The sequence below is a fragment of the Anabaenopsis tanganyikae CS-531 genome (assembly GCF_029891675.1).
Taxonomy (GTDB): domain Bacteria; phylum Cyanobacteriota; class Cyanobacteriia; order Cyanobacteriales; family Nostocaceae; genus Anabaenopsis; species Anabaenopsis arnoldii.
In genome coordinates, this window is sequence record NZ_JANQDF010000026.1 from 1 (window position 1) to 10,578 (window position 10,578).

The 10,578-nt window shown below is 42.2% G+C and carries 11 protein-coding genes; 5 read left to right on the forward strand and 6 right to left on the reverse strand.

Features of this window, described 5'->3' with window-relative positions; genetic code table 11:
• Positions 1-1,441, forward strand: a 1,441-nt coding sequence (locus NWP22_RS02570; protein ID WP_280801474.1) for a group II intron reverse transcriptase, incomplete at its 5' end; no start/stop codon positions are given.
• Between the two features lies 1 nt (position 1,442).
• On the opposite strand, the gene NWP22_RS02575 is transcribed toward NWP22_RS02570, so the two are convergent.
• Positions 1,443-1,853 (reverse strand): hypothetical protein, encoded by a 411-nt coding sequence (locus tag NWP22_RS02575; RefSeq protein ID WP_271734443.1) that lies wholly within the window; start codon positions 1,851-1,853, stop codon positions 1,443-1,445.
• Positions 1,854-1,858: 5 nt separating this feature from the next.
• On the reverse strand, positions 1,859-2,431 hold the full coding sequence (locus NWP22_RS02580) for a hypothetical protein (RefSeq protein ID WP_271734441.1): 573 nt from the start codon (positions 2,429-2,431) through the stop codon (positions 1,859-1,861).
• Between the two features lie 340 nt (positions 2,432-2,771).
• On the opposite strand from NWP22_RS02580, the gene NWP22_RS02585 reads away from it, so the two are divergent.
• The 3 genes from NWP22_RS02585 to NWP22_RS02595 all read left to right on the forward strand — a co-directional run bounded on the left by NWP22_RS02585 (position 2,772) and on the right by NWP22_RS02595 (position 6,243).
• Positions 2,772-4,499: a succinate dehydrogenase/fumarate reductase flavoprotein subunit gene (locus NWP22_RS02585; RefSeq protein WP_271734438.1), complete on the forward strand. Its 1,728-nt coding sequence runs from the start codon at positions 2,772-2,774 to the stop codon at positions 4,497-4,499.
• Positions 4,500-4,807: 308 nt separating this feature from the next.
• The gene (locus tag NWP22_RS02590; RefSeq protein WP_271734435.1) at positions 4,808-5,311 is read left to right on the forward strand and encodes an SgcJ/EcaC family oxidoreductase; all 504 of its coding nucleotides are present in this window, start codon (positions 4,808-4,810) and stop codon (positions 5,309-5,311) included.
• A 317-nt stretch (positions 5,312-5,628) separates the two neighbouring features.
• Entirely contained in the window at positions 5,629-6,243 is a 615-nt protein-coding gene (locus NWP22_RS02595) for a TMEM165/GDT1 family protein (RefSeq protein WP_271734432.1), read from the forward strand.
• 22 nt (positions 6,244-6,265) lie between these two features.
• Here NWP22_RS02595 and NWP22_RS02600 read toward each other — a convergent pair whose 3' ends face one another.
• Entirely contained in the window at positions 6,266-7,105 is an 840-nt protein-coding gene (locus NWP22_RS02600; protein ID WP_271734431.1) for a tetratricopeptide repeat protein, read from the reverse strand.
• Positions 7,106-7,480: 375 nt separating this feature from the next.
• Here NWP22_RS02600 and NWP22_RS02605 point away from each other — a divergent pair, with 375 nt between their 5' ends.
• A complete protein-coding gene (locus NWP22_RS02605; protein ID WP_271734430.1) occupies positions 7,481-8,470 on the forward strand; it encodes a hypothetical protein in 990 nt (329 codons plus the stop codon).
• 133 nt (positions 8,471-8,603) lie between these two features.
• On the opposite strand, the gene NWP22_RS02610 is transcribed toward NWP22_RS02605, so the two are convergent.
• The 3 genes from NWP22_RS02610 to NWP22_RS02620 form a co-directional block, all read right to left on the reverse strand.
• On the reverse strand, positions 8,604-9,773 hold the full coding sequence (locus NWP22_RS02610; protein ID WP_271734429.1) for a homocysteine biosynthesis protein: 1,170 nt from the start codon (positions 9,771-9,773) through the stop codon (positions 8,604-8,606).
• A gap of 18 nt (positions 9,774-9,791) precedes the next feature.
• Positions 9,792-10,058 carry a transposase family protein gene (locus NWP22_RS02615; RefSeq protein ID WP_271734428.1) on the reverse strand — a complete coding sequence of 89 codons (267 nt, stop codon included), beginning with the start codon at positions 10,056-10,058 and terminating at the stop codon, positions 9,792-9,794.
• Positions 10,059-10,171: 113 nt separating this feature from the next.
• On the reverse strand, positions 10,172-10,432 hold the full coding sequence (locus tag NWP22_RS02620; RefSeq protein WP_342393868.1) for a DNA methyltransferase: 261 nt from the start codon (positions 10,430-10,432) through the stop codon (positions 10,172-10,174).
• Positions 10,433-10,578 lie beyond the last annotated feature (146 nt).

A 10,578-nucleotide genomic window follows, 5' to 3' on the forward strand; every position in this document is an offset into this window, starting at 1 on the left:
AATGTATGATAGGGCATTACAAGCGCTTGTCAAACTAGCTTTAGAGCCAGAATGGGAAGCCAAGTTTGAACCTAATTCATACGGATTTAGACCAGGGCGCTCATGTCATGATGCCATACAAGCAATACTCAATGCTATCAGGTACAAACCCAAATTTGTATTAGATGCTGACATTGCAAAATGCTTTGACAAGATTAACCATCAAGCATTGTTAAAGAAACTGAACACCTACCCTAAACTACGCCGTCAAATCAAAGTGTGGTTGAAAGCAGGTGTGGTTGATAGCAAAGTCCTATTCCCTACAGAAGAAGGTACACCACAAGGTGGTGTCATATCCCCTATCTTGGCAAATGTAGCATTACACGGTATGGAAGAAATTCTTAAAGAATATGCTTCAAAATTACCAGGTAAAGGTTCTAAAACAAATAAGGCGGCTGCAATATCAATCATAAGATATGCAGATGATTTTGTCATTCTGCATGAAAATATCACAGTTATTGAACAATGCAGGGAAATCTTAGTCAAATGGCTAAATGAAATGGGATTGGAACTAAAACCTAGTAAGACCAGATTGGCTCATACCTTGTATGAACATCAATCAGAAAAACCTGGATTTGATTTCCTTGGCTTCAATGTGAGGCAATGTTCAGTTGGTAAATACAACTCAGGATTGAATACGCAGAAGGAAATACTAGGATTTAAAACCATCATCACCCCATCTAAGAAATCTGTTAAGAGACATCACGAAAAGGTTTCTAGCACCATCAAAAGAAACCTACCAACAACACAATTGGGATTGATAGGTAAACTTAATCCTATAATTAGGGGATGGTGTAATTACTACTCATCGGTAGTAAGTAAAAAAATCTTCAGTAATATTTCTAATCAGGTTTTTCAACGACTTTACAGATGGGCAAAACGCCGACACCCCAACAAAACCGATAAATGGATAACCAATAAATACTGGCATACAATCGGAGGTAACAACTGGGAATTTGCAGTAAAGATGGATGACAAATTCATAAAACTGCATAGACACCCAGAAACCCCTATTGCACGTCATATCAAGGTTAAAGGCAACGCCTCGCCATTTGACGGTGATTGGGTATATTGGAGTTCAAGAATGACAAACCATCCCGAAGCCAATAAAAGAGTATCGACTCTACTTAAGAGGCAAAAGGGTAAATGTCCAGAATGTGGGCATTACTTTAGGGACAGTGATGTAATGGAAGTAGACCACATCTTACCCCTTTCTAAAGGTGGAAGAGATGAATCCAAAAATCTACAACTATTGCACAGACATTGCCACGACAAGAAGACAGCCAGTGATGGAAGTCTTGTAGGTATTCATGACAAGAACCATATTACCGAGGAGCCGTATGAGGTGAAAGTCTCACGTACGGTTTTGAAGACGAGTCGGTTGGGTGACCGACCGGCTTAGTTTAATATTCATCACCAACGGGGAAAACTAACTCAAACTTAGTTCCTTGTAGCTGTGGGTAAGGGTATGTAGTGACATAATTTGTGATGATTTTTTGTAAAATTTCTGCATAACTCAAAGCTGCTGCTAGCTGTTCCCAGCTAGGAGTTCGAGAAAATTTAATTCCCCGTTCTTTAGCTGCTTGGCGACACCCATTATAGGAGCCATACTGTTGTAGAAGTTGATCTTTATCTAGTAAATTGGGTGCAAAAGGTAAAGCAGCTATGGCGGGTTCATTGCTCTGGTAAACTTCCTGGTTTAGTTCATTTATGGCCACTTGCGCAACTGTGTAAATGGCGGCGGAATTGTGCAAGTCTCGCTGGTAATTGTCCTTGAGAACCTCTAACAGTTGATTGAGGCGTTTTTTACCCATGATTTTTATGACTCATTATCTAAAAGAGATTTTCCGATTGAACGGGGGTCTTGAGACATTTGTGGTTTGTCGTCCGGTTCCTCAGTGATAATAGGAGAGGAGGATACATTGACAGATGGTAATTTTACTGTTTCCTGGGTCTTTTCTTCCCGCCACCATAGTACAATTGATTTAATTGCTTGCACCAATTTGAAGAACCTGCTGGGAAAAGATAAATAACTCCAGTGTGCTTGTTCTGGATTCTCAATATCTGAGACAGAATCAAAGGCTGTAGAAAGTTGGTCTAAATATCGACTCATGGAGCCGATTTCATTTTCCATTTGTACCACAGTCTGGCGGTAAACTTCGGCAACTTCTGTTTTTTCCTGTTTCAGTTGGTTAATTAGAACTTGCATCCGTTGTTTATGTTCTTTATTTCTGCGGAGCAACTGGGAACGACTACGATTTGTGAAAACTAGACAAGCTCGCATTTCTTGATACAAGATATCAACTTCATTGTTGTTAAGTCCCTCAATGGTTTTGGGAAACTCTGTGGCGGAACGAAAGCGTGCAGATGATTGATTGTTTTTTTGCACCATAGGATTATTTAATGTTTGCTTTTACCTACTTGGGGTTAAAAGCATCAACAGGTATGGGAACTTGAAGTTGATTCGTTGAAAGTAAATTTACATAATTATATCAATATAACTGTTAAATTATATATCACAATATGACTGTATTCTGAACCCCAATGTTTTGATTTATCAATGCTTACCCTAATATCTATCTTGAGATAGATGACATAGATAACATACCAGTATTATTATTTTTTGCCTTTAGCCATGGATGGAATGCTCACACCACTTTTGCTGAGTGAAATGGGGTAGATGAATTGCTCTACTAACATAGAACAACAAGTGATTGCACAAAGGGTTAATTATGCTCGAACATGATGTGATTATAGTCGGTGGTGGATTAGCCGGATGTCGTGCTGCGGTGGAAATTGCCCGTACTGACCCTAGTTTAAATGTGGCTCTGGTGGCTAAAACTCACCCGATACGTTCCCACTCGGTAGCAGCTCAAGGGGGAATGGCGGCCTCACTCAAAAATGTTGATTCAGGAGATAGTTGGGAAGCACACGCTTTTGATACTGTCAAGGGGTCTGACTATTTAGCAGACCAGGACGCGGTAGCAATTCTCGCCCAAGAAGCGCCAGATGTGGTGATTGACTTGGAACACATGGGTGTTTTATTCTCGCGGTTACCTGATGGTCGGATTGCTCAACGGGCTTTTGGCGGACATTCCCATAATCGCACTTGTTACGCTGCGGATAAAACTGGTCACGCGATTCTCCATGAGTTGGTGAACAATTTGCGGCGTTATGGTGTGCAAGTTTATCAAGAGTGGTATGTGATGCGCCTGATTTTAGAATCAGGTGAGGTGAAGGGTGTGGTGATGTTTCACTTGCTCGATGGACATATAGAAGTATTACGAGCTAAGGCGGTAATGTTTGCGACTGGTGGTTATGGTCGCGTTTATAATACCACTTCTAATGATTATGCTTCTACGGGTGACGGTTTGGCTATGACTGCTTTGGCAGGGTTACCTTTGGAAGATATGGAATTTGTGCAATTTCATCCCACTGGTTTGTATCCGGTCGGGGTACTGATTTCTGAAGCTGTGCGGGGAGAAGGGGCTTATTTGATTAATAGTGATGGCGATCGCTTTATGAAAAATTACGCACCTAGTCGCATGGAACTAGCCCCCCGTGATATTACCTCGCGGGCGATCGCCTATGAAATTCGCGCTGGTCGTGGTATTCATCCTGATGGTAGTGCGGGTGGTCCGTTTGTTTATCTTGACCTGCGACACATGGGTAAAGAAAAAATTATGAGTCGTGTCCCCTTCTGTTGGGAAGAAGCACACCGTTTAGTAGGTGTGGATGCTGTAACTCAACCTATACCCATTCGTCCCACTAATCACTATTGTATGGGTGGTATCCCTGTGAATACAGATGGTCAAGTCCGCAGCAGTGGTGATCATTTAGTAGAAGGATTTTTTGCTGCTGGTGAAACCGCTTGTGTATCTGTCCATGGTGCTAACCGTCTGGGTAGTAACTCGCTGCTAGAATGTGTAGTTTATGGTAAGCGTACCGGGGCGGCGATCGCTGAATATGTCCAGAAACGGCGGTTACCCAATGTAGATGAGCAAAGTTACATTCAACAAGCTCACGCAGAAATACAAACCTTAATAGAACAACCAGGAAAATATCGAATTAACCAAGTGCGTCAGGCTTTCCAGGATTGCATGACTGAGCATTGTGGTGTGTTTCGCACCGCCGAATTAATGGGCGCAGGTTGGGATAAAATAACACAATTGCAACAGCAATATTCTGAGATTTATTTAGATGATCAGGGTACTTGCTGGAATACAGAACTAGTAGAAGCCTTAGAACTAAAAAGTTTAATAGTAGTAGGAAAAACAATTTTAGCCTCAGCTATAAATCGCCAAGAAAGTCGCGGTGCACATTTCCGCGAAGACTATCCCCAGCGGGATGATGTCAACTTTCTGCAACACACCATGGCTTATTATTCTCCATCGGGTATTGATATTCAATATCGCCCAGTGGTGATTAATATGTTTGAACCAAAGGAGCGCAAATATTAGGAAGTTTTCGCACTCGAAACCTCATTACTAGTTTGACAAAACCTGGTAAAAGACCTTTTGAGGTTAAGCTCCCCCGGTTCAGAAAACCGGGGAGTGTGAATACTAAATTGTAGTAATATTAAGAAATCAATATTTATTTTAATATTAATAGTTTATTCTTCTATAATTCCCGTTGATATGGGAATATTCACCCGGATAACCTCAAACTAATGGGAAGCATACACCGCTATCATATTCACTCTTAAACCGCTCACAAGAGGGAGTATTCACAGTTTACAGTCCCGTCAAGATCCAAACAAAATTTATTTATGGCAACAAAATTTCTTCCCTATGCACTAGCATCAATTGTTGGTGCTGCACTTGCTAGTATAACGGTTTTACAAATCACTCCTCTCCAAGCCCAAACTCAATGTCCCGAGGTAACTAGACCAGAAATTGCCGAACTGTTTGACCGATGGAACGGGTCTTTACAGACAGGTGACCCAAATAAAGTCACTCTCAACTATGCGAGAAATGCTATTTTGTTGCCTACAGTTTCTAACAAAGTGCGACGAAATCATGAAGAAATTCAGGACTATTTTGTAACTTTCTTACAAAAGCAGCCCGTAGGGCGTATTAATTACAGCAGTATTCGCCTGTATTGTGGTGTAGCTATTGATTCAGGAACATATACATTTAAACTTACCAGTAATGGTCAGACTCAGGAAGTTCCAGCCAGATACACCTTTGTTTATAATAAAGTCGGCAATCAATGGCTCATAGCAGAACATCACTCTTCAGCTATGCCAGAACCAGTTAGCAGTGCTCAATAGTAGGCACAGCTTCTAAAAACATCCAGTGGAGTTAAGCAAGAATAAATATTGCTTGACTCCCATCGCGAATAGGTGTATAATTAAGTCTATAGAGAAGGGGAGTAGCTTTAAAATAAAGTCACTTTATTTTAAACATCTGAGTCAACATACTGGTGATGAACCTGGTTCAGATGACAAATGATAATATGATAAATATTTGATTTGGCAGCGAGACCTTCACTGAGTTTACACAAAAAATTGTGTGTAGCTCTCAGTGAAGTTTTGCCACTCTCATTGAAGCTCCACACAGGTAAAAAATCCTTCAGGAGTTAAAGAGAGTGTTAACAGCATTTACAGCAGGTTTGTTACTAATTACAGTTTCCGAGTTAGGGGATAAAACATTTTTTATAGGCGTAATTTTAGCGATGAAATACTCGCGTAAGCTGGTATTAATCGGTGTAGCCGGCGCACTAGCCGCCATGACAATTTTGTCTGTCATATTCGGGAGGTTTGTATCTTTCTTACCAGAAATTTACCTCAAGTATGCGGAAATACTATTATTTCTAGGATTCGGGATCAAACTGCTCTATGAAGCTAGTAAAATGCCTGAGTCAGGCTCGGAGATAGAAGTAATCAATGAGGCCAAAGAGGCAGTATATAAGGCAGATTTACAAAGAAAGTCAAAAAGCCCCTTAGCAATTTTCATAGAAGCCTTCACCCTGACATTTATAGCAGAATGGGGCGATCGCACGCAAATAGCCACAATTGCCCTAGCAGCCAGATATAACCCTGTGGGAGTAGCTGCGGGTGCAGTGTTAGGGCATATAATTTGCACTGCGATCGCCGTGATTGGAGGTAAACTGATTGCCGGACGTATTTCGGAACGTCAACTCACTTTTACTGGCGGATGTCTATTTCTGATTTTTGGCATCCTGGCTGCTATCAGAGTGTAATTTATCACTGTAAATAATGTAGTTACTCTCCTGGTTTTGTGGGCGATGGAGTAGGCGCAGAAGTGGGGGGAGCGATAGCCCTATTAACTTGATCTTTGTACTGAGCAGGTGCTAAAGCCAGGGCGTTATCAAATAAAGGTTGAGCTTCATCTGGTTTACCCTGTTCTCTGAGGAGCAATGCTTTTGCTAAAACGGGACGAAAATCTTGAGGATCATTCTTAATTGCTTGCTCATAGATAGAGGTAGCTTCCCCATAGCGTTTCTGGGAAACGTGAACAGTACCTAATAGAACCTGTACAGCTCCCCTATCCAAACTTCCCGTTTGGGTTGTCTTTCCAGAAAGAGTGTCTTCGAGCAAACTCACAGCCTCATCAGGACGTTGCTGTTTGAGCAACAGAGCCACCAAACCCCGTAAAGCGTTCAACTCACCGGGGTTAGTGGTTAAAACTGAGCGGTAAGCTTGGGCTGATCCTTCCTGGTCGCCTATTTGCTGCTTGGCTTCGGCTAATAGCACCCCATATTGAGACCGTTCTGGATTAAGTTGAGTGAGTTTTTCTAGAGGTTCAATGACTGCTTTAATATCACCTTGATTTAAAGCCAGAAGTTGTAGCCTCACCTGCAATAAACCATTGAGCGCAGTTTGATTTTCTGGCTCCCGTTGTAAAACCAACTCATAACTTTTTGCTTGGTCTTGCAACTGTGATAATTGCTCAGATGAGGCTGTGCTGACAGGGGTATTTTCAGTTGAGGGCGGGGGATTTTTCAAGGATCCAATAATCGGAATTAGGGAAGCACCTAGAAAGGAAATAGTTCCCAAGGCTAAAACAATCTTAATTTTCCAAGTATTGCGCGGTTGAGACACAGTTTAGTTTTACTCCAAGATTCAAACGACATGATCATTTACATAAATCACAAGGCGAAAAATTTCCAAAAGCTTGCGGAATACCGCCAATGGCCTGTGAATTTTATAACAATTAACTATTCACATTGCTAAAAAAAGTGATGACTTTAGGAGGATCCGTCAGAAATTTACTTATGATATGCTTCCCAAACCAGTGTAAAGGCTCCCAGTTATATTTGTGTTAATACATTAATGTAGCTTCCTTCTCATTGTATGGCTCGCCCTGGTGTAGGTTTGTGAACAGCTAATATATTTTCATTAACCGCACAAACCCTGTTTTTAGTTGCCTTCGTTAAATCCCATAATTGGGATGTGTCTCCGCCGCAAGGAGTTTTTATGAATTCCCACCTGATGCCCTCACCTGAATCTTCTAACTTTTCTACCAACCATCAAGCTGCTAATGGTCATACAGTAGCAGTCCAGGCCTCTGACCTGGAAAATTCCCATTTTCAACCTAGTGACACCAGCTCAAATGAAACTGAGCTTCATCGGGTGCAACCAATCCCACCACCCAGTGAAACAATGCAATACCGAGCCATCGGGTTAGTCCGGGGTCGTTACCTTGCTAGCAGCGAACAATTTACTCAAGGTACCCTGATAACCACAGATGGCGTGCAACTCAACGCTGTTCTCCTGGGACGGATTATGAGCTTAGTCAAAAATCACCTAGATTTAGAGAAAGATCATTTGTGGGTAGTTTACCCACGCACCCGCCAAGAAAACGACACCTTACACCTGCAAATTGTGGGGGTTTGGGATCCAGAAAATTTGGCTAAACAGCCCACAGAACAGGACAAGCAAGATTCCTTCATCCAAGATTTACACAAAACCGATGATGAGCTACCCAAAAACCAAGAAGAATCTACAAGTGAAGTGCTATCTTCCTCCGAAATGGCTGATGGTACTTTTTCCGTGCGTGGTGAGGTAGTTTACCAGTCTTTTGACGCTAAAAGTTTAGTGGTCAAAATTAAGCAAGCTCCCCGGAAAACTGGTGATAAACCCAAATATTTTAAGTTGAAACTGCGGGGTGTGTTGACCACCAAAGCTGTGAGCAAGTTCTGGGACTTTCAAGCCAAGCGGGAAGGTGACGTATTGGTAGTAGAAAAAGCTAAGGCGATCGCGGATCTACCCAAAAAACGCAAACCGCCCTTTAAAGGTAGTCCCCGTGCTGGTGGTGGTGCGAGAAAGCCATTTCCCCGCAGACGTAATGGGGAAACCCCAAAACCAATCAAGAAAACAGCCGGCGAACCATTGGCGGTATCTAAACCGATACCGAAAGCGCCTGCTCCTAAGCCCATTAAACGGGCGAAACCAGTTCAGGAGTGATATTCTAGGATTTTCATGTCAAGTAAATTTGGCAATTCGCTGATATCCCCTGGTTAAAAACTCTTGCTCATAAGTATCACGAGTCGTAAAGACGGGGAAAGGGGGGAAGATGAACACTTCCCCATTCCCCATGCTAAAAATCTGTCCAGCGATCTTGGGGTAAAAATGATCTGTCCATGGGAATTTGAGCCACTGGTTCTGTGAGGGTAAAAGTACCCGCACCAATCCACGCTTTTAATTCCGTGGCGATCGCCCTAGAAAATAATATACTAGCTAGGGGAGCAACCCTGACATTTTTACCATCAATGGTGATCCGCCCTGACTTGAGTTGGGCGTAACTCACCAGTCCAAAGGTAGGACGAACTCGCCGAGGAATGGAAAAATCTACGATGGGCGCTACTAAGTCTTTATCCTGGACGGCACAATATTTAACTACCTCTTCATTTAATACCGGGAGGGGGACACCTACACCCAACATTAATGAGGGACCATAGCTTTTAAAGTAACAACCCCGCACCCACTGGGGATTCATTTGTTTAGCATCGCCGATTAAGGCTACAGTGGCAGCCGGTCCAATGGGTGTATGATTGGGTAAGCGTTTTTGTAAGGGGAAGTGTTGAGTTCCTTCCCATGCAACATAGCCAATACCACCACCTAAGAATATCCTGGTACCAATGCCAACTAGTTGTAAATCTGGGTCGTTGAGTAAGGGGGAAATTGCACCGGGGTTAGAGTAAACCGCATTTCCTAAACTCGGTTGTAAAGGACCTAGATAAGTAAATAGTGGGCGATCGCCCCCATTAACGCCGACAATAAAGTTTTGGTAAAGATTGCGCGGATTGAATAAATAGAACTGATTGATGGTGTCACGGGTAATGGTAGTTTCAAAGCTCGCCCTGGGGTAACAATCTGTTACTTGTCCCAAAGCTCTGATCTGTACGGGGTTCCCAGCGATCAAATTTTCTATCACATGGCCACCGCCATGTTCTCGGACTTCTTCCCCATCCATGGTATCTACGGGACAACTTGCACCCAAGTATAAATCTACCGCCCCAAACCCTGCGTAGGCTGGTACGCCATCTATCCAACAGCGGCGAATTTTAATCGGGGGGTCAGTTTGTCCCAGGTTAATAATTGCACCACTGGACTCCATCGGCTCAAATGTACCCGTGGTAATGACATCAACTTCTTTGGCTACTTGAGTAATACCAACTTCAGCAACTCGTGCTTTTAGTTCTTCTACAGTCAATACTACTGCACGTTGGCGGCTGATTTTGTCGTTAATTTCGGCTATTGTTCGCATTTTTGAGCCAATTATACCCTAAGATTGATAAAGTAACTCGGCTTGTTCTAACACTGTGGCGATGGCTTTTGCTTGTTTGTCTGGTGGATCTCCGGCTATCACCGCCATAATTGCTATGACCAGGATATCTGTAAGGTTGTGTTTCTTTGTTCTTTCTATTCTGGGGTCTTTGATATCTCTCAAGTTCTCCACTAAACTCTGGTGAATCGCTTCTACAGATGCTACTTGTCCATGATTAGCTTTTTTCTTGGTTACAGTTGGCTTGGTTTTAAATCCAGATGACATAAAGATTGATGAAGATAGTGTTCAGGGCAGGTATTTTTGTCATCTCACTGTTCTTCTTCTGTGTCAAGTATATTATTTCTGCTCCCTATTCTGATTCTTTTGTCAAGTCATTTTTATACTAAATTAGATGAGCTTACCCTGGCGCAAAAATTGATTATTGATGAAAAAATATAGGCAGCAGGATTTACATCAGTTCCATAGCAGGTAAAGTTTTTTCTTGCTGCCTCATATAAAGTAGTTCCACAACCACAAAAAGGATCTAGTATAGAAAAATCATTAGAGCTGTTTTCTGCTAAAAGATACTCAACTAACTGGGGCGAAAATTGACCACGCCATGGAAATAAGCTATTCCTTTTCTTATTTTCTATATTCAGAAATGAGGTTCTTCAGTACCTAATATGCTAAATTGTTTTGATAAAATCCGAAAAGGCTTACCGTATAAGGGAAATAATGTTGGTTATTGAAGAAAATGCCTGAATATTCCTTCTTAATCTCTGTTCGGTGTGTTCCCTGTTCCCTG

What these genes read in the sequence shown, in the direction of transcription:
- NWP22_RS02575 (WP_271734443.1), bottom strand. Translation starts at nt 1,853, where the DNA reads ATGGGTAAAAAACGCCTCAATCAACTGTTAGAGGTTCTCAAGGACAAT.
- NWP22_RS02580 (WP_271734441.1), bottom strand. Translation starts at nt 2,431, where the DNA reads ATGGTGCAAAAAAACAATCAATCATCTGCACGCTTTCGTTCCGCCACA.
- NWP22_RS02585 (WP_271734438.1), top strand. Translation starts at nt 2,772, where the DNA reads ATGCTCGAACATGATGTGATTATAGTCGGTGGTGGATTAGCCGGATGT.
- NWP22_RS02590 (WP_271734435.1), top strand. Translation starts at nt 4,808, where the DNA reads ATGGCAACAAAATTTCTTCCCTATGCACTAGCATCAATTGTTGGTGCT.
- NWP22_RS02605 (WP_271734430.1), top strand. Translation starts at nt 7,481, where the DNA reads ATGAATTCCCACCTGATGCCCTCACCTGAATCTTCTAACTTTTCTACC.
- NWP22_RS02610 (WP_271734429.1), bottom strand. Translation starts at nt 9,773, where the DNA reads ATGCGAACAATAGCCGAAATTAACGACAAAATCAGCCGCCAACGTGCA.
- NWP22_RS02615 (WP_271734428.1), bottom strand. Translation starts at nt 10,058, where the DNA reads ATGTCATCTGGATTTAAAACCAAGCCAACTGTAACCAAGAAAAAAGCT.